Origin of the sequence: Leisingera sp. ANG-M6 (genome assembly GCF_000813905.1) — a bacterium.
Taxonomy (GTDB): domain Bacteria; phylum Pseudomonadota; class Alphaproteobacteria; order Rhodobacterales; family Rhodobacteraceae; genus Leisingera.
The window spans coordinates 17,774-36,318 of record NZ_JWLG01000027.1 but is presented as its reverse complement, the minus strand read 5'-3'; the positions used below and the strand labels follow the sequence as shown (position 1 = coordinate 36,318).

At 65.2% G+C, this 18,545-nt stretch carries 15 protein-coding genes and 1 pseudogene; 6 read left to right on the top strand and 10 right to left on the bottom strand.

Annotated elements, in window-relative coordinates; all coding sequences use genetic code 11:
- Positions 1-300: 300 nt before the first annotated feature.
- From RA24_RS20420 to speA, 3 genes and pseudogenes are all read right to left on the bottom strand, one after another.
- Positions 301-669 (bottom strand): annotated as a pseudogene (locus RA24_RS20420) (carboxynorspermidine decarboxylase); the annotation flags it as partial.
- Between the two features lie 109 nt (positions 670-778).
- A complete protein-coding gene (locus RA24_RS20415) occupies positions 779-1,990 on the bottom strand; it encodes a saccharopine dehydrogenase family protein (protein WP_039194023.1) in 1,212 nt (403 codons plus the stop codon).
- A 76-nt stretch (positions 1,991-2,066) separates the two neighbouring features.
- Positions 2,067-3,953: a biosynthetic arginine decarboxylase gene (gene speA, locus RA24_RS20410; RefSeq protein ID WP_039194020.1), complete on the bottom strand. Its 1,887-nt coding sequence runs from the start codon at positions 3,951-3,953 to the stop codon at positions 2,067-2,069.
- A gap of 367 nt (positions 3,954-4,320) precedes the next feature.
- Here speA and RA24_RS20405 point away from each other — a divergent pair, with 367 nt between their 5' ends.
- The 4 genes from RA24_RS20405 to RA24_RS20390 are packed head-to-tail and all read left to right on the top strand — an operon-like array spanning position 4,321 to position 7,915.
- Positions 4,321-5,244, top strand: coding sequence for a siderophore ABC transporter substrate-binding protein (locus RA24_RS20405; protein ID WP_039194018.1), 924 nt, complete (start codon positions 4,321-4,323; stop codon positions 5,242-5,244).
- Positions 5,237-6,223 carry an iron chelate uptake ABC transporter family permease subunit gene (locus RA24_RS20400; RefSeq protein WP_082020409.1) on the top strand — a complete coding sequence of 329 codons (987 nt, stop codon included), beginning with the start codon at positions 5,237-5,239 and terminating at the stop codon, positions 6,221-6,223. The genes RA24_RS20405 and RA24_RS20400 overlap by 8 nt, the downstream gene beginning before the upstream one ends.
- Complete coding sequence (locus RA24_RS20395; RefSeq protein ID WP_039194015.1) at positions 6,216-7,160, top strand: iron chelate uptake ABC transporter family permease subunit; 945 nt, start codon at positions 6,216-6,218, stop codon at positions 7,158-7,160. Before RA24_RS20400 ends, RA24_RS20395 begins: the two co-directional genes overlap by 8 nt.
- Complete coding sequence (locus RA24_RS20390) at positions 7,157-7,915, top strand: iron ABC transporter ATP-binding protein (protein WP_039194011.1); 759 nt, start codon at positions 7,157-7,159, stop codon at positions 7,913-7,915. Before RA24_RS20395 ends, RA24_RS20390 begins: the two co-directional genes overlap by 4 nt.
- A gap of 48 nt (positions 7,916-7,963) precedes the next feature.
- Here RA24_RS20390 and RA24_RS20385 read toward each other — a convergent pair whose 3' ends face one another.
- The 5 genes from RA24_RS20385 to RA24_RS20365 are packed head-to-tail and all read right to left on the bottom strand — an operon-like array spanning position 7,964 to position 13,019.
- Positions 7,964-8,851, bottom strand: a complete 888-nt coding sequence (locus RA24_RS20385) for a glucokinase (RefSeq protein ID WP_039194008.1) — start codon at positions 8,849-8,851, stop codon at positions 7,964-7,966.
- The gene (locus tag RA24_RS20380; protein WP_039194004.1) at positions 8,848-9,945 is read right to left on the bottom strand and encodes an ABC transporter ATP-binding protein; all 1,098 of its coding nucleotides are present in this window, start codon (positions 9,943-9,945) and stop codon (positions 8,848-8,850) included. The genes RA24_RS20385 and RA24_RS20380 overlap by 4 nt, the downstream gene beginning before the upstream one ends.
- Before the next feature lie 4 nt (positions 9,946-9,949).
- Positions 9,950-10,849 carry a carbohydrate ABC transporter permease gene (locus tag RA24_RS20375; RefSeq protein ID WP_019296495.1) on the bottom strand — a complete coding sequence of 300 codons (900 nt, stop codon included), beginning with the start codon at positions 10,847-10,849 and terminating at the stop codon, positions 9,950-9,952.
- On the bottom strand, positions 10,842-11,714 hold the full coding sequence (locus tag RA24_RS20370; RefSeq protein WP_039174726.1) for a carbohydrate ABC transporter permease: 873 nt from the start codon (positions 11,712-11,714) through the stop codon (positions 10,842-10,844). Before RA24_RS20370 ends, RA24_RS20375 begins: the two co-directional genes overlap by 8 nt.
- 60 nt (positions 11,715-11,774) lie before the next feature.
- The gene (locus RA24_RS20365) at positions 11,775-13,019 is read right to left on the bottom strand and encodes an ABC transporter substrate-binding protein (protein ID WP_039194002.1); all 1,245 of its coding nucleotides are present in this window, start codon (positions 13,017-13,019) and stop codon (positions 11,775-11,777) included.
- Between the two features lie 227 nt (positions 13,020-13,246).
- Between RA24_RS20365 and RA24_RS20360 the strand changes: the two genes are divergently transcribed.
- Both RA24_RS20360 and RA24_RS20355 read left to right on the top strand, forming a co-directional pair.
- Positions 13,247-13,981 carry a response regulator transcription factor gene (locus tag RA24_RS20360; RefSeq protein ID WP_039194000.1) on the top strand — a complete coding sequence of 245 codons (735 nt, stop codon included), beginning with the start codon at positions 13,247-13,249 and terminating at the stop codon, positions 13,979-13,981.
- A 5-nt stretch (positions 13,982-13,986) separates the two neighbouring features.
- Positions 13,987-15,429: a sensor histidine kinase gene (locus RA24_RS20355; protein WP_039193997.1), complete on the top strand. Its 1,443-nt coding sequence runs from the start codon at positions 13,987-13,989 to the stop codon at positions 15,427-15,429.
- A gap of 13 nt (positions 15,430-15,442) precedes the next feature.
- Here RA24_RS20355 and RA24_RS20350 read toward each other — a convergent pair whose 3' ends face one another.
- Both RA24_RS20350 and RA24_RS20345 read right to left on the bottom strand, forming a co-directional pair.
- Entirely contained in the window at positions 15,443-16,816 is a 1,374-nt protein-coding gene (locus tag RA24_RS20350; protein ID WP_039193994.1) for an aspartate aminotransferase family protein, read from the bottom strand.
- Positions 16,817-16,969: 153 nt separating this feature from the next.
- Positions 16,970-18,445 carry an NAD-dependent succinate-semialdehyde dehydrogenase gene (locus tag RA24_RS20345; RefSeq protein ID WP_039193992.1) on the bottom strand — a complete coding sequence of 492 codons (1,476 nt, stop codon included), beginning with the start codon at positions 18,443-18,445 and terminating at the stop codon, positions 16,970-16,972.
- Between the last annotated feature and the right edge of the window lie 100 nt (positions 18,446-18,545).

The following is an 18,545-nucleotide window of genomic DNA, read 5'->3' as shown; positions in this document are numbered from 1 at the left end:
AGTCCGGCATGGTGATGTGGTGGCCGCCGCCGAGGTTGATCCATTTGAGGCTCGACAGGCGGTGGCCCATCTTCTCTTCCAGCGCGGCAAAGGTGCGCTGCAGCGGTTCGAACAGCTGTTCGCAGAGCGTGTGCATATGCAGGCCCTCGACGCCCTCCCAGTCCTGATCGCTCAGCTGCGATACCGGCGTGCCGAGGCGCGAGCAGGGGGCAGTGGGGTCGTATTTCTCGTTCCAGCCCTCGGAATGCTCGGGGTTGACGCGCAGGCCGATGGAGATGGTCTCGCCGCCCGCGCGGGCNNGCGGCGGTGCTGGGCGGGGGAGTTGAAGATCAGGTGATCCGACAGGCGGATGATTTCCGGCAGGTCGTCCGCCTTGAAGCCCGCGGAATAAGTGGTGACCTCGCCGCCGAATTCCTCGCGCGCGAGCCGCGCCTCGTAAAGGCCGGAGGCGCAGGTGCCGGACAGGTAGCGCCGCACCAAGGGGGCGACGGCAAACATCGAAAACGCCTTGAGCGCCAAGAGGACGTTGGCGCCGGAGGCATCCGCGACCTGTTTCAGGATCGTCAGGTTGCGTTCGACCGCGGCCTCATCCACCACGAAACAGGGCGAAGGCACACGGTGCAGGTCGAAGCGGGCAAAGCTGTCGGTGGAGAGCGCTTTGATGTCCATGGCGGGGTCTTTCGTTGCGGCGGGAACGGAAAGGGCCGGCTTCTGAAGAAACCAGCCCGACATGTCTGGCCGCGGGCAGTGGATGCCCGCAGCCGGTGTTTTGGAGCGCTTAGAACTCCGGGTGGCCTTCCAGCTCGACCACCTGCCAGGGCAGGCCGTCAGTGTTCAGCATGTCCATGAAGGCATCCGGGTCCAGCTGTTCGGTGTTCCATACACCCGGCTCGCGCCAGGTGCCGTTCATCACCATCGCGGCGCCGATCATTGCAGGTACGCCGGTGGTATAGGCCACCGCCTGGCTGCCGACCTCGGCATAGCATTCCTCGTGGTCGCAGATGTTGTAGATGTAATAAGTCTTCTCTGCGCCGCCGTCCTTGGCCGGGCCGGTAATGATGTCGCCGATGCAGGTCTTGCCCTTGGTCAGCTCACCCAGTTCGGAGGGGTCCGGCAGCACGGTTTTCAGGAACTGCAGCGGGATGATTTCCTGGCCGTTGTGGATCACCGGCTCGATGCTGGTCATGCCGATGTTCTGCAGCACGGTGACGTGGTTGATGTAAGCATCGCCGAAGGTCATCCAGAAACGGGCGCGCTCGATCTCGGGGAAGTGGGTCGACATCGACTCCAGCTCCTCGTGGTACATCAGGTACATGTTCTTCTTGCCCACGGCGGGGAAGTCGAACTCGTACTTATGGGTCATCGCCGGGCTTTCGATCCAGGCGCCGTTTTCCCAGTGGCGGGCCGGAGCGGTGACTTCGCGGATGTTGATTTCCGGGTTGAAGTTGGTGGCAAAAGGCTTGCTGTTGTCGCCGCCGTTGCAGTCCAGCACGTCGATCAGGCGGATGCCCTCCAGCTTGTGCTTGCGCACCCAGGTGGCCATGATCGAGGTGACGCCCGGATCGAAACCGGCGCCCAGGATCGCGGTCAGGCCTGCTTCCTTGAAACGCTCCTGATAGGCCCACTGCCATTTGTATTCAAACTTGGCCTCGTCCTCGGGCTCATAGTTGGCGGTGTCGAGGTAGTGGATGCCGGCCTCGAGGCAGGCGTCCATCAGCACCAGGTCCTGATAGGGCAGGGCCAGGTTCACCAGCAGTTCCGCGCCGGTTTCCTTGATCAGCGCCACGGTGTCGGCGACGTTCATCGCGTCCAGCTGCGCGGTGCGGATGGTGACGCCGGTGCGTTCCTTGACGTTGGCGGCGATCTCTTCGCATTTGGAGACCGTGCGGCTGGCCAGGGTGATCTCCTTAAAGATCTCCGGGTGCATGGCCATCTTGGTGACCGATACGGATCCGACGCCGCCGGCGCCAACAACCAGAACCTTTTCCATGTGTATTTTCCTTTGCAGATGGGGCCGGGGCCCCGGTGTTCCGATGTGCCCCTGGGTGGTCAGCCGGGGGGCGGCTTCAGTCGAAATAAGTGCTGCCCGCAAGGCTGTCCTTGTAGGCGGCAATCATCTGGCGGCGCTCCGCGGCGTTGACCTTGCCGGATTTCACGGCGCGTTCCACCCGCTTGCGGAAGGTTTCCAGGCACTGGCGCGGGTCGTATTCGACATAGGACAACACCTCGGCGATGGTATCGGCCTCGGTCTCGTGCTCGATATCAAAGCCGCCCTGGCCGTCCAGAGAGATGGTGACCACGTTGGCATCGCCAAACAGGTTGTGCAAGTCGCCGAGCGTTTCCTGATAGGCGCCGACAAAGAACACGCCGATCAGGTAATGCTCATCCTCGCGCAGGTCGTGGACCGGCAGGGCGTTGGAGGTGCCGTCGGCCAGTATGAAGTGATCCAGCTTGCCGTCGCTGTCGCAGGTGATGTCGGTGATCATCGCGTTGCGGGCGGGCATCTCGTTCAGGCGCTGCAGCGGCATCATCGGGTGCAGTTGGTCGATCGCCCAGACATCCGGCAGCGACTGGAACAGCGAGAAGTTGCCCTGGTAGTGGTCGGTGAAGGCGCCAAGGGCGCTGGCGGCCTCTGTCAGGCTGTCGTCGCCGCGGGCGGCGGATTTGAACAGGCCGGCCAGATACAGGAAGCCCTGTTCGGCGCGCGACAGCTGCGCCAGCCCGATCTGGCCGCGGCGGAACAGCGCCCGCAGTTCATCGCGGTAATAGATCGCGTCGTTCAGCGCCTCCTGAAAGCGCGGCGCGCCGATGTAGGCCTCCACCGCCATCAGGTCGGAGACCAGGTGGTGGTCGTCGGGCTGCACCTGCGGCTTTTGCGGCGCATCGTACAGCGTGGCGCCCAGCACCTCGAAGATGAAGATCGAGGAATGCGCCACCACGAAGCGGCCGCTTTCGGTGACGATGGTGGGGTGGGGCAGGCCCGCCTCATCCAGTGCGTAGCGGATGGTTTCAACGATGTTGGTGCAGTATTCGTTGACGGTGTAGTTGACCGAGTTGTCGTCAGGGCGGCGGGCGCCGGTGTAGTCGACACCCAGGCCGCCGCCGAGGTCCATGTGGGTCATCGGCGCGCCCATGCGGGTCAGTTCCACAAAGAAGCGGCAGGCCTCGTCCGCGGCGCGGCGGATGTCGAAGATGTTGGGCACCTGGCTGCCCAGGTGGCTGTGCTGCAGCACCAAGCAGTCGAGGAAGCCGCTGTCGCGCAGCCGGTCCATCAGCGTCACCAGATCATGGGCTCCAAGGCCGAAGGTGGAGCGGTCGCCGGAGCTGGCCTGCCATTTGCCGGTGACGCGCTCGGTCAGCTTGACCCGCACACCCAAGAGCGGGCGGATGTCCAGATCCTCTGCCACCCGGCGGATGATGTCGAACTCGTCCAGAGTCTCAATGACGATCACGGTGTTGTGGCCCAGCTTGCGCGACAGGATTGCCAGCCGGATAAACGCCTCATCCTTCGATCCGTTGCAGATCAGCAGCGCATCCTCGGGCAGGGGCTGCGACAGGGCAATCATCAGCTCCGGCTTGGAGCCTGCCTCCAGCCCGTAGTTGAATTTCTGGCCCGCAGCCATCAGGTGGCCGATCACCTCAGCCTGCTGGTTCACCTTGATCGGGAACACGCCGCGGTACTGGCCCTTGTAGCCCGCAGCTTCAATCGCGCCGTTGAAGGCGTCATGCAGCTGGTTCAGCGACTGTTCCAGGAACTGATGCACCCGCAGCACCACAGGGGCGGAAATGCCGCGCGCCTCAATCGCCGCGATCACCTCCGGCAGCGGGGTCGGTTTGGCGTCCGGGTCCTGCGGCAGGCGCAGCGCGACGGCGCCGTCCGGGGTGACCTCCAGCATGCCGCTGCCCCAGGCGTCGAGGCCATAGAGGCCCTCATAGGTTTCGCCGCCGCTCATCGGCTTTGCGCCTGTGCCGGGCGTTTCGGGAAATCGGAGAGGGGGAGCCGGTGCGGCATCGCGGGGCCTTTCTGTCCAGAGTTCGAGGGGGCTGGGAGGTGCAAAGCTGACGGTTCGGGTCGAAGCCTTATCAGGTGCAGGACCGTGCGGTGGCCGCCTCCTTACAATCGGTGTTTCGCTGCTTCAAGAGGTTTTCTGCAGGCAGGCCGGTGATTTGCGCGCCTTCGCCGGGCGGGCGCGTCCGCTGGCTGCCGCGGGGGCAGCGAAATGGTGCGTCTGGACTTTTGCAGCATGTGCCGGTAAGCCCCCCTTGATTTTCAGCAAGCCTTCCAAGCCAGCCGAAGTCCATCTCATCAGAGGACAGGAAATGGCACATTGGAAGGTTTTGCAACTGGCGGCGCCGGTTTTTTTCGCCCTGGCGGGTGCGGCATCGGCGCAAGCGGTTGCGGTTGAGACCGCAAGGGGCAGGGTGGAGCTGCCTGAAATCCCAGAGAGAATCGTGGTTCTTGACGTGGCTGCGGCGGATACGCTGGACGCGCTTGGGGTGCAGCCGGTGGGCGTACCTGCCGAGATGTTTGTCAGCTATCTGGACGATTTGAAGGAAGGCGCAGATTCTGCCGGCACGCTGTTTGAGCCGGATTTCGAGGCGATTGCCATGCTGGCGCCGGACCTGATTGTGGCGGGCGGGCGGTCCTCCACGCAAGTGGAGCCGCTGTCGGAGATTGCGCCTGCCATCGACATGACGATCTGGGGCACCGATCTGGCACAGCAGGCGCTGGCGCGGCTGCGCAGCTATGGCCAGCTGACGGGGCGCGCGGAGCGGGCGGCAGAGCTGGAGGCGGCGTTCGAGGCCAAGCTGGCAGAGGCCAAGGCGGCGGTGGCCGGGCGCGGCGATGCGCTGATCGTGATGACCAACGGGCCGCGGGTCTCGGCCTATGGGGCGCAGTCACGGTTCGGCTGGCTGCATAAGGCGCTGGAGCTGCCGGAGGCGGTGCCGGATCTGGATGCGCAGACCCATGGCGAGGCCATATCGTTTGAATTCATTGCTGCCGCAGATCCCGACTGGCTGATCGTGGTGGACCGGGCTGTGGCGCTGGGGCAAGGCAATCAAGCCGCCGCGGTGACGCTGGACAACGCGCTGGTTGCAGGCACCAAGGCCTGGGCCGCGGGGCAGGTGATCTATCTGAACGCCGCCAATATCTATGTGGCGGGCGGCGGTATCCAGTCGATGAGCGCGACATTGGAAGAAATCAAAGCCGGGTTTTCGCAGGGCGTCAAAGCCGGTGGCTGATCTGGCTGCACCTCAGCCGCGTGCGCCGCGCCGCTGGCTGCTGCTGGCGGCGGCGCTCTTGGTGCCGTTGGCGCTGGTCAGCCTGCTGGTGGGGGCCGGGCCGCTGCCGCTTGGCTCCTTGCTGAGCGATCCGCAGGCGCTGCAGGTGCTGGCGGTCAGCCGCATTCCGCGCACTGCCGCAGTGCTGCTGACCGGTGCCGCGATGGCGGTGGCGGGGGTGATCATGCAGCTTTTGGTGCGCAACAAGTTTGTCGAGCCGGGCACCACCGGCACCAGCGAGGCAGCAATGCTGGGCCTTTTGGCGGTGACGCTGATGGCCCCCGGCGCGCCCATTCTGGTCAAGATGCTGGCCGCCGCTGGGGCGGCGCTGGCGGGTACCGGGGTCTTCATGCTGCTGGCCCGCCGCATCCCGCCGCATCAGGTGCTGCTGATCCCATTATCCGGGCTGGTCTATGGCGGGCTGCTGATGGCGGTGGCCACCTTCATCGCCATCGAGGGCGGGCTGCTGCAGTACCTTGGCGTCTGGATGAGCGGTGAGTTTTCCGGCATCCTGGCGGGGCGGTATGAGCTGCTGTGGCTGGCGGGCGGGCTGGCGCTGCTGAGTTATTTTGCCGCCGATCAGTTCACCATTGCCGGACTGGGCCGCGATGTGAGCCTGAACCTGGGCCTGCGTTACGGGCAGGTGCTGGGGTTCGGCATTGTCACCGTGTCGCTGGTGTCGTCGCTGGTGATTGTGACGGTGGGGATGCTGCCCTTTATCGGCTTGGTGGTGCCCAATCTGGTGTCGCGGCTGATGGGCGACAACCTGCGCGAAAGCCTGCCGGTGGTGGCCGCTGCCGGGGCCGGGCTGCTCTTGGTCTGCGATATTCTGGGGCGGGTGCTGCGGTATCCCTATGAGATCCCGGCCGGCACCGTGTTCGGCATCTTCGGTGCCGCCGTGTTCCTGTACCTTCTGCTGGGGCGGCGGGCGGGTGGCTGACCGGCGGCTGATCGTGCTGGGCTGCCTGCTGGCGGCGGCGGCGGCGCTGTTCCTGTTCTGGGGGTTGCGCGGGCCGACCGCCTATATTCTTGAGCTGCGGCTGGTCAAACTGACGGCCTTGCTGGCGGTCGGGGCCTCAGCCGGCGTGGCGACCGTTCTGTTTCAGACCATCAGCCAGAACCGCATCCTGACGCCCTCGATCATGGGGTTTGATGCGCTGTTTCTGCTGCTGCAGACCGGGCTGGTAGCGGGGCTGGGGGCTGCGGACGCCAGCCGCATTTCCGGCCTTCCGGGGTTTGCGCTAGAGACCGCGGTGATGCTGGGTGCGGCGCTGGTGCTGTTCACCAGCCTGCTGGGCCGCACCCGGCACGATATCCAGCTGATGGTGCTGGCGGGCGTGGTGCTGGGGGTGATGTTCCGGACCCTGACGGCCTTTTTGCAGCGGCTGATGGAGCCTTCGGAGTTCACCATGGTCGAGGCGCGGATGTTTGCCCAGTTCAGCGGCATCGACCGCTCCGCGCTGATGGCGGGGCTGGGGCTGATGGCGCTGGCCGCCCTGTGGCTGGTGCGTCATCACCGCGTGCTGGACGTGGCCGCTCTGGGCCGCACCCCGGCGCGCAGCCTCGGCGTGGCATATGACGGGCTGCAACTGCGGGTGCTGTGCCTGATTGCGGCGCTGGTGTCGGTTGCGACCGCGCTGGTGGGGCCGCTGGCCTTCCTTGGGCTGCTGGTGACTAGCCTGGCCCACAGCCTGATGCAGAGCCACCGCCACGCGCTGCTGTTGCCCGCCGCCGCCCTGATCGGCGCGCTGATCCTTGTGGCCGGGCAAACGGTGTTCGAGCGGCTGCTGCATCTGCAATCCACCCTGGCCGTTGTGATCGAGTTCTGCGGCGGGTTGTTGTTCCTGGTCCTGCTGGTGAGAGGAAAAATCCAGTGATCCAAGTTTCAAACCTCAGCTACGGCTCCGCAGCGAGCCCCATCCTGCAAGACGTGAGTGCCGATATCCCGGCAGGCCAGGTGACGGCGCTGATCGGTCCCAATGGCGCGGGCAAATCGACGCTGCTGAAGCTGATTGCCCGGCAGATGACGCCCGCTGGCGGCAGCATCCGCATGGACGGGTTGGACCTGGTTCAGGCGGTTCCAGCGGTGCTGGCGCGCAAGATGGCGGTGGTGGCGCAGCATTTGAGCGTCGCCAGCCGGGTGCGGGTGCGCGACCTGGTCGGCTTTGGCCGCTGGCCGCACAGCGCGGGGCGGCTGGGGCCTGCGGATCACGCGGCCATTGACGGGGCGGTGGCGCTGTTTGATCTGGGCTGCCTGCAGACCCGGTTCCTGGATGAGCTGTCCGGCGGCCAGCGGCAGCGGGCCTTTATCGCCATGGCCTATGCGCAGGACACTGACTGGCTGCTGCTGGACGAGCCGCTCAATAACCTCGACCTGCACCATGCCCGCAACCTGATGGCGCAGCTGCGGCACCTGGCAGAGGCGCAGGGCAAGGGGATTGTGATCGTGGTGCATGATCTGAACTATGCGATCAGCTGGTCCGATCACGTGGTGGCGCTGCGGGAGGGGCAAGTGGCCTTTCAGGGCCCGGTGGCAGAGGCTGTAACTGCGGAGCGCCTGAGCGCGCTCTATCAGACGCCGGTGGCAATCACCCGGCTGGAGGGGCAGGTGTTTGCGCAGTACCACCGTTAAGTCTGCAGGTTGTAATCAGGATGGTGCTGAATTCGTGGCGTCAAACCCTCAGCCCGGCAGGCGCAGGGCTGCGCAGCCTTTCAGGGCGGCGGCGTCATCCAGAATGACATGCACCGGGGCGGCGATGCGGGCGTCGAGTGCGAAGGGTTGCTGGAAGCGCTCCGCAAAGAGCCCCCGCGCCGGGGAGGTGAGGATGCTGCGGGCCACGGCGCCGGCGAAATACATGCCCTGCGCGGGCAGGAAAGCCAGCATCAGGTTGCGGGCCAGCAGCGCCAGCAGATGGGCATAGAAGCCCAGGAACTCCTGCGTGCCCGCATCATCTGCCGGGAAATGGCTGCGCACCGCCGCATGGCCGCGGCCGGAGAACAGATGCTCGACAGTGGTGAACGTTCCGGCCTTCGTCACGTGGCTGCGCAGGCGCTCTGCCACGTCCAGCGGCAGGCTGACATGGCCGTATTCCACGTTGAGGCATTGCAGCTGCCCGCCGGCGTCTAGCACCGGTGAGAGGTTGAAACCGGTGCCGATGCCCACCACCAGCCGCTGGCCGTCTCCGCCCGCATCGCTTGCAGGGGCAACCACTGTGTCCAGGCAGTCTGCCTGCAAATGCGGGCAGACTTGCCCCAGTGCTGCAAGGTCATTGAGCAGATGCACCTGCGCGCCGTTCAGATGCCGCGACAGCGCTGCGGCGTCAAAGTGCCAGTCCCGGTTGGTCAGCCGCGCGGTGGCGCCGGTGACCGGACCGGCGATGGCAATGGCGAGTTCCTCCACGCCGCCGGGGGCGGCATCCTGAAGGTATAGGTCCATCACTTCCGCAAAACTGCCAAAAGCGTCGTTGCGGAAGCTTTGCACTGTGTCTGCCAGCAGCACGCCGCCGCGTGCCAGCCCCAGCCGGGTGTTGGTGCCGCCCACGTCGGCGGCCAGCCGCAGCCCGGTCAATTCAGCCGCTCGCCGGTTGCGGGCGAGAAATAGGAGACCTTGGACAGATCAAAAGCCAGGTCCAGCATCTGCCCCGGCTGCGCCCGGGTTTCGGCGTGCAGCCGCGCGGTGACCTGCTTGCCGCCGAGGTTGGAGACCACATAAGTGTCCGCACCTGCGGGCTCCACCATGTCGATCATACAGGCGGCTTCCTGCACGCCTTCGCCTGCGCGGAAGCCCGCCTCGGCAATGTCTTCGGGGCGCACGCCCAGGATCACGTCCTGTGGCAGGCCGGTGGCGCGGCTGTCCTTCAGCACGATCGGGGCGCTGCCGCCGCAGTCCATCTCGATCCTTGTCCCGTCGCCGTTCGCCTGAGCGCGGGCCGGGATCAGGTTCATCGCCGGGCTGCCCATGAAGTCGGCCACAAACAGGTTGGCGGGCTTGTTGTAAATTTCGGCAGGCGTGCCGATCTGCTGCACCACACCGCCCTTCATCACCACGATCTTGGTCGCCAGCGTCATCGCCTCGATCTGGTCGTGGGTGACATAGACCATGGTGGCGCCTAGGTTGTGGTGCAGCTTCTTGATCTCGGTGCGCATCTCGACGCGCAGTTTGGCGTCGAGGTTCGACAGCGGTTCGTCGAACAGGAACAGTTTGGGGTCGCGCACCAGTGCGCGGCCCATCGCCACCCGCTGGCGCTGGCCGCCGGACAGCTGGCCCGGGCGGCGGTCCAGCAGCGCCTCGATCTGCAGCTGCGCCGCGACCTCCTTCAGCTTGCGCTCCTGGGTGGCGGCATCGGCGCCGCGCACCTTCATGCCGAAGGTGATGTTCCTGGCAACCGTCATCGTCGGGTAGAGCGCGTAGGACTGGAACACCATGGCGATGTCGCGGTCCTTGGGGCTGACGTGGGTCATATCGCGGCCGCCGATTTCGATCTGCCCGCCGGAAATCGGCTCCAGCCCGGCGATGCAATTGAGCAGCGTGGACTTGCCGCAGCCGGAGGGGCCAACCAGCACCAGGAAGTCGCCCGGCTCAATACTGACGTTGATGTCCTTCAGGATCTCGGTCGCGCCGTAGTTCTTGCGCAGGTTGGTGATGTCCAGAATGGGAGCCATGAGTTTACCCTTTCACAGATCCAGCGGTCAGGCCGCGGATGAAGTATTTGCCGGCAACGGCATAGACCAGCAGCGTCGGCAGCGCGGCGATGATCGCGGCGGCCATGTCGACGTTGTATTCCTTCACGCCGGTGGTCGAATTGACGATGTTGTTGAGCGCCACGGTCACCGGCTGGGTGCCCGCCTGGCTGAAGGAGACGCCGAACAGGAAGTCGTTCCAGATCTGGGTGAACTGCCAGATCACGGTAACCACGATGATCGGCAGGCTGAGCGGCAGGAAGATCGACCAGAAGATCCGGAAGAACCCCGCGCCGTCCACCTTGGCCGCCTTCACCAGATCCTGCGGGATGGTGACATAGAAGTTGCGGAAGAACAGCGTGGTGAAGCCGATGCCATAAATCACATGGACAAAGATCAGCCCCGGAATGCTGCCTGCCAGGCCCATAAGCCCCAGCATCCGTGCCATTGGCAGCAGAACCACCTGGAACGGGATGAAGCAGCCGAACAGCATCAGCGAGAAGATCAGGTTGGCGCCGCGGAACCGCCACTGCGCGATGACATAGCCATTTGCCGCCCCCAGCATGGTGGAGATCGCCACCGCAGGCACCGCGATCACCACGGAGTTCCAGAAGAACGGGCGCAGGCCCTCGCATTGGATGCCGGTGCAGGCCTCCGACCAGGCGGTGCGCCAGGCGTCGAAGGTCACTTCCCGCGGGAAGGCGATCAGGCTGCCGGTGCGGATTTCCTCCAGGCTTTTCAAGGAGGTGGTGATCATCACAAAGAGCGGCATCAGATAGAACAGGGCAAACAGGCCCAGGAGGGTGAACAGCGTCCAGCGCAGGGCGAAGTGGCTCCAGTTGCGGCGGCTGGCTGCGGCGGCGGGGGCAAGCGTCACGTCAGTCATGTTTGGCCCTCAGCTCAGAGTAGAGATACGGAACGATGATCGCGAACACCACGCCCATCATGACCATGGCAGAGCTGGCCGCCTGGCCGATATCGCCGCGGGAAAAGGCCATCGTATACATATAGGTGGCGGGCAGATCGGTGGCATAGCCGGGGCCGCCGCCAGTGAGGGCAATCACCAGGTCGAAGCTCTTGATCGCCAGATGCGCCAGCACGATGAAGGCAGACAGGAAGATCGGCGCCATCGAGGGGATGATGATCGCGGTATAGATCCGCCAGGTGGGGATGCCATCGACCTGTGCGGCCTTGATGATCTCGCCATCGACCCCGCGCAATCCGGCCAGGAACAGCGCCATCACAAAGCCGGACGCCTGCCAGACACCGGCGATGACCACCGCATAGATCGCCTTGTCCGGGTTGATCACCCAGTCGAAGGTGAAGCTGTCGAACCCCCAGCCCCGCACCATGGCTTCCAGCCCCAGACCGGGGTTCATGATCCACTTCCAGGCGGTGCCGGTCACGATCAGCGACAGGGCCATCGGATACAGATAGATGGTGCGCAGGACGCCCTCGGTGCGGATCTTCTGGTCCAGCAGGATGGCCAGCATCAGGCCCAGGACCATCGAGATCAGGATGAACAGGGTGCCGAACACAAACAGGTTCGACATCGCGGTGTCCCAGCGCGGCGCGTTGAACAGGCGCTCGTACTGGATCAGCCCGTCGATCTCGTATTTCGGCAGCAGGCGGGAGCGGGTCAGCGATACCCAGGCGGTCCAGGCAATGAAGCCGTAGACAAACACCAGTACCGCGGCGAAGGACGGCGCCAGCACCATCTTCGGAATATGACGTTCAAGCCATTCAGTCATAGTGACGGCCCTTGAATTAGGTGGCCCCGCATCCCGGAGGACGCGAGGCCCGGGGGAGGATCACATGGAGTTGGCGACAGCGTCGGCCAGCATCTGCACGGCCTCAGCCGAGGACATGTCCGAGTTGAAATGCGCAGTCACCACGTCGGTGATGGCGCCAGCCTGCGCGCCGCGCAGGGCCATGCCGTGGGCATAGCTTGGCAGCAGCGAGCCATTGTCCGCGCTGTCGCCCATGTCCTTGGCCGACAGGTGGGCGCAGGTGTCAAATGCATCCAATTTCACGTCCACCCGCGCCGGGATCGAACCCTTGTTGAGGTTGAACACCTCCTGGAATTTCGGCCCGACGATCAGCTTGGCCAGAAGATCCTGCCCGGCCTGCTTGTCCTCGCCGTCGACCTCGAACATGGCAAAGCTGTCGACGTTATACAGGAACCCGTCGCCCGGCACCGAGGCGCAGAGGAAATCCTTGCCCGGCTCCTTGCCCGCGGCCAGGAACTCGCCCTTGGCCCAGTCGCCCATGATCTGGAACGCCGCCTCGCCGTTCATCACCATCGAGGTGGCCAGGTTCCAGTCGCGGCCCGGGAAGTTGGCGTCGACAAAGCCGCGCATCTTGCGCATCTGGTCAAACACCGCGGCCATTTTGCCGGACTTCAGGGTGTCCATGTCCAATTCGACAAATGCCTTGCGGAAATCCTCCGGCCCCAGGATGCCAAGCGCCACGGCCTCGAACACGGTGGCGTCCTGCCAGGCCTGGCCGCCATGCGCCAGCGGGGTGATGCCCGCGGCCATCAGCTTGTCGGCGGCGGCGTTGAAGTCTTCCCATGTCTGGGGCATTTCGATGCCGTTGGCCTCCAAGAGCGCGGCATTGGCCCAGATCCAGTCGACGCGGTGCACGTTCACCGGTGCTGCGCACCATTTGCCCTCGCATTTCATGTGTTCGGCGATCGAGCCGGGCAGCACGTCCCCCCAGCCCTCGGCCTCGGCCACGGAGGAGATATCGGCGAGCACGCCTTCTTCATACCATTCCTGGATGGCGGGGCCTTTCAGCTGAACGGCAGTGGGCGCGTTGCCGGAGAGAACCCGGGCGCGCAGTGCGGTCATTGCTGCATCACCGCCGCCGCCGGCCACCGGCATGTCGGTCCAGGTGCCGCCGTTGTCGGCAAATTCCTGTTGCAGGACCGCGGCCGACTTGGCCTCGCCGCCGGATGTCCACCAGTGCAGAACTTCGGCCTCCGGCCCGGCCACAGCCGGTGCCGCACAGGCCAGTGCCACGGCCGATGCGGCCGCAAAAGCGGTGTATTTCATCGCTCATTCCTCCCTTATGTGACGGCTGCTCCCCGCAGCCTTCGCCAATCAGCTTGCCCGGTCCCGGTGCTGCATTTCAATTGCCCGGCAGTGGCCCGGACGCCTGCCGCAGCAGTTTTTTCGCCAGCCTGTTACCTGTTGTTACGCAGCAATTGATTTTGTTGCATGATGTTACAAACAAACAGGCGGGACAGCCGCAAGGGGCGGTTTCGGGGAGGGAGCAACAGATGGCGATTCCGCGGCTTCTGGTGGTGGATGACGACGTTGAGACGCGCATGATGCTGACCCAATACCTGCGTCAGAACGGCTTTATCGCCCTGCCTTGCGGCAGCGAGGCGGAGATCCGCGAGCAGATCGGCGCGGGCCGGATCGACCTGATCCTGCTCGACGTGATGCTGGGCGATGAAAACGGGGTGGAGATCTGCACCCGGCTGCGCAGTGAGCAGGATGTGCCGATCATTCTGGTGTCGGCGCTGTCCGCCGATCACCAGCGGATGGCGGGGTATGAATCCGGCGCGGATGATTACATTGCCAAACCGTTCAACCCCGATCTGCTGCTGGCGCGCGTCCGCGCCGTGCTGCAGCGGGCGCGGCGGTCGTCGTCGCTGATCTACCGGCGCAGCGTGGCCACCTTCCGCTTTGGCGGCTGGACCTATGACGCCAAGCGGGATGAGGTGATCTCTCCCGTCGGCGTGCAGGTGGCGCTGTCGCGGCGCGAGACCGGGTTGCTCAAGGTGTTCCTGGCCAACCCGCATATTCCGCTGACGCGTGAGGAGATTGCGGCGGCACTGGATGTGACCGGCGACGGCGGCAGTGACGAGGGCTCGGGCCGCGCAATTGACGTGCTGGTGGGCCGGTTGCGCTCCAAGATTGAAGACACACCCAAGGACCCGCGGCTGCTGCGCACCGAGCGCGGCACCGGCTATGTCCTGGCGGTGGATGTTGAGACTGGCGGGGACTGAGGCCCGTGGCGCTGCGGCTCAGAACCCGGGGGCTGATCCTGCTGCCGCTGGCCTTTGCCGCCGGGCTGGGCGGTGCCTGGGGCTGGTTCCACTCCGGCGCCAGCTGGCAGGCGCATCTGACTCGCGCTGCCATTTCCGGCATTACATTGGACGCCACCCTGCGCCGCGGCGCGCCGCCGCCTGCGGGGGTGACAGTAACGTCCGTGGCGCCGGAAAAGGCTGCGTCCCTGGCCGCTGGCGATTATCTGCGGCTGCAGGGGATCGCGAAGCCTTCCCTGTTCACCAATGTCTCGATCTTGGACAGCGGCCCCGATCCCCTGTCAGGGGAGGTTCTGGCGCTGGTTATCGCCTCCCCCGCCCTGCGGTATCCGGTGGCGGAACTGCCGCCCGCAGGAGGAGCCACCGCGGCAGAGAAACTGGGGGCGGTTACCCGGCTGCTGGCAACCTATTGCAGTGAGCCGGTGATCTTTGCGCGCGCGGGCTATGGCCCCTGGCAGCGGGTCGACGGCACTGCCGTCTGGGGCTGTTCTGCCGCGCCGCGCGACCTGCGCCTGCCGGCGGTTCTCTTGTCGCTGCTGGCCCTGGCGGTGCTGGCGACGCTGGTGATGGACACCTCGGCCCATTTCGACCGCTTCGCCCGCGCTCTGCGCCACCGCCGCCGGCTGGGCGGGCCGGACGCCTATGCGATGCAAGGCCCCGGCGAGCTGCAGGAGATCGTCTCAGCAGTGAACAGCTATCTGGAGACAGAGCGCGAACAGCTTGCCAGCCGCGCCGCGGTGCTGTCCGGGATCAGTCACGACCTTGGCACCCCCGCCACCCGGCTGCGGCTGCGTGCGGCGCTGATCCAGGACGTGGAGCTGCGCCAGAAGTTCGAGGCGGATCTGGACGCCATGACCGGCATGATCGAAAGCGTGCTGACCTACACCCGCGCCGAGATGAGCGCCGAGACCCCGCGCCGCCTGTCGCTCAGCTCCTTGGTGGAGGCGCTGGCGGCTGATTATCAGGACATGGGCAAACCGGTGGAGCTGCTGCCGCCGGAGCCGCAGGTGGCGGCGGGCGGGCGGTCCGTTTTTACCTCTGCCCCCGGCCAGAGCGCGGTGCCGCAGGGTCAGGTGATGCTGGTGGTGGCGCGGCCTGTTTCCTTGCAGCGGGCCATCACCAACCTGATCGACAATGCGCTGAAATATGGCCGCCGCGCCGCCATCAGCCTCAGTTCCACTGCCGATCACGCGATCATCACAGTGGAGGACGAAGGCTCCGGCATGACGGCGGCGGAGATCACCGAGGTGATTGCCCCGTTCCGGCGCGGCGAAAACACCCGGGCCATCGACGGCTTCGGGCTGGGGCTGACGATCGTTGCCACGGTGGCAGAGCAGCACGGCGGGCGTCTCACTTTCGAGGACGGCAGGCGGGGCCTGCGTGCCGTCCTCGAGATTTGCCGCAACTGACCGGCGGCGGGCGTTACCCCAGTACTGCCTTGACCGCGCGCAAGGTGGCGTCGACCACCTGATCGGCCTCGGCGCGGGTCAGGCAAAACGGCGGTGCGAAGCCCAGGATGTCACCCTGCGGCATGGCGCGGGCAATCACCTTGTCCTGCTCCAGGAGCTTGGCAGAGATCTGCGGCCCGATCTTGTCAGCGGCATCAAAGAAGGTGCGGCTGTCCTTGTCCTTCACGAACTCCACCGCACACAGCATCCCCTCGCCGCGCACCTCGCCCACGTTGGCGTGGCCCATCAGCGCCTCTGCCATGGTGGCGTTCAGATAGGCACCGGTTTCGCCGGCATTGGTGACAAGGTTCAGCTCGTCGATCAGCTTGAGGTTCGCCACTCCCGCCGCCGCCCCGATCGGGTGCGCGGAGTAGGTCCAGCCGTGGCCGATCGGGCCGTTCTCATCGGTGCCCTGCTCCAGCACCTTCCACATCTTGTCGGAGACGATGGACCCCGAAAGCGGCGCATAGGCCGAGGTGAGGCCCTTGGCGATGGTGATGATGTCGGCCTCTATCCCGTAGTGGTCCGAGCCGAACATGGAGCCGAGCCGTCCGAAACCGGTGACAACCTCATCCGCAACCAGCAGGATGTCGTGTTTTTTCAAGACCGCCTGAATGGCTTCCCAGTAGCCTGCGGGCGGCGGCACGATGCCGCCAGTGCCCAGCACCGGCTCGCCGATGAAAGCGGCGATGGTGTCTGCGCCCTCGCGCTCGATCAGCGCTTCCAGTTCCGCCGCGCAATGGGCCGCGAACTGCTCTTCGGTCTGATCCAGGTTGTCGCGGCGGTAATAGTACGGCGCCTCGGTATGGATCACCTGCTCCACCGGCAGGTCGAACTTCTTGTGGAACAGTTCGAGGCCTGTCAGCGAGCCGGTGACCAGCCCAGAGCCGTGATAGCCGCGCCAGCGGGAGATGATTTTCTTCTTCTCGGGGCGGCCCAGAATGTTGTTGTAGTACCAGATCAGCTTGACGTTGGTTTCATTGGCGTCCGAGCCGCCAAGGCCGAAATAGACCTTGGACATGTTCGCGGGCGCGCGGTCCAGGATCATCTTGGCCAGTGTGATCGAGGCCTCGGTGCCGTGGCCCACGTAGGAGTGGTAATAGGCCAGCTCCCGCGCCTGATCAGCGATGGCTTCAGCGATCTCCTGGCGGCCATAGCCCACGTTTACGCAGTAAAGACCCGCAAAGGCATCGAGCAGCTTGTTGCCATCACGGTCTTCGATGAACACGCCCGAGGCAGTTTTAATGACCCGGTTCGGGCTGTCGCCGCGGGCGTGCTGCGCCAAGTGGGTCGAGGGATGGAAAAAGTTCTCGCGGTCCCACTGGTCAAGCTGGTCGTTCTTCAGCATTGGTGTTTTCCTTCTCAAGTTCTGCGGCAAACCGGAATTCTGCGAGAATTCCGGCCCGGATTCCGGCGCGGAATCCGGGATGTCCCGCCTGTGTCTGACACCCGGATTTGCCGTGCAAATCCGGGCCGGACTCCGCGCCGGAGTCCGGTATCCTCACGCCCAGTCGCGGCAGACGTATTTAACCTCGGTGAATTCCTCCATGCCCAGCCGCGCGCCTTCGCGGCCCAGGCCGGATTGCTTGGTGCCGCCAAAGGGGATCGGCGCGCCGGTCACCTTGGTGCGATTGACCGCCACCATACCGTATTGCAGCGCGCGGCTGAGACGGTAAATGCGGCGCGGGTCCTGGCTGTGGACATAGGCGACCAGCCCGTATTCGCTGTCATTGGCGCGCGCCACCGCTTCCTCCTCGGTGTCGAAGGGGGTGATGGGGGCGACGGGGCCGAAGGTCTCCTCCGACATGATGCACGCATCTGCGGGCACATCGGTCAACACGGTAGGCTCAAAAAACAGCGGACCCAATGGGTGCCGCTTGCCGCCGCAGGCCAGCGTCGCGCCCTTTGCCAGCGCATCAGCCACATGCTCTTCCTGCTTTTGAACTGCCTTTTCATTCATCAGCGGGCCAAGGTCGCAATCCTCCATGCCTTTGCCGATGGTCAGCGCCTGGGCGGCTGCGGTGAAGCGGGCGCAGAATTCTGCATAGATCGGGCGCTCCACATAGATCCGGTTGGCGCCGAGGCAATCCTGGCCGGAGGTGGCGAATTTGGCCTTGATGGTTTCGCTGACGGCCTTGTCCAGATCACAGCCCTTGAAAACGATCACCGGCGCGTGGCCGCCCAGTTCCATCACCAGATGCTTCACCGTGTCCGCCGACTGGCGGTACAGGAGCTTGCCCACCTCAGTAGAGCCGGTGAAGGAGAGCGCCCGCACGCGGGTGTCGCGGGTCCAGTGTTCGACGATGGCGGGCGCGTGGCCGGTCACCACGTTGAACACGCCGGGCGGGAAGCCGGCGCGCTCTGCCAGCTCCGCCAGCGCCAGCGCGCTGAACGGGGTCTCAGCCGACGGGTGCGCCACCACGGTGCAGCCCGCCGCCAGCGCAGCTGCCGCCTTGCGCGTCAGCATGGCAGAGGGGAAGTTCCAGGGCGTGATCAGCGCCGCCACGCCTACCGGCTCGCGCCACAGCTCCACCTCCGCATCGGGCAGGTGGCTGGTGACGCCTTCGATATTGGGGCGCTTAGCCTCCTCAGCGTAGAACTCGACAAAGGCCGCGCCGTAATCGATCTCGCCCCGCGCCTCCGACAGCGGCTTGCCCTGTTCCAGCACCATGATGCGGGCGAGGTCTTCTTTGTGATCCAGTTGCAGCTCAAACCAGCGGCGCAGGATGGCGGCGCGCTGTTGCGGGAGCATCCCGGCCCAAGCCGCAAAGGCCGTCTGCGCCGCATCCACCGCGGCAGAGGATTCTTCTGCTGAAAGGCTGGCCACATGGCCCAGTTCCGCTCCGTCCGCCGGATCGAAAACCGGGAAGGTCTCGCCATTGGCGGCGGCGCGCCATTTGCCGCCTATGTAGGAAAAAGAGCGCACCAGGGCTTTGTCGGCAATCCCGGTCCGGGCTGAGAGTGCGGTCTCTGTCATGGCTGTCCTCCTCATGTCTTGCAGAGGAATGTGCCTGACGCGGGCAGAGAATGTGACTGAAGTTCAGGGGCGGTGCAGAAGAAACAGCTGCCGCTCAGGG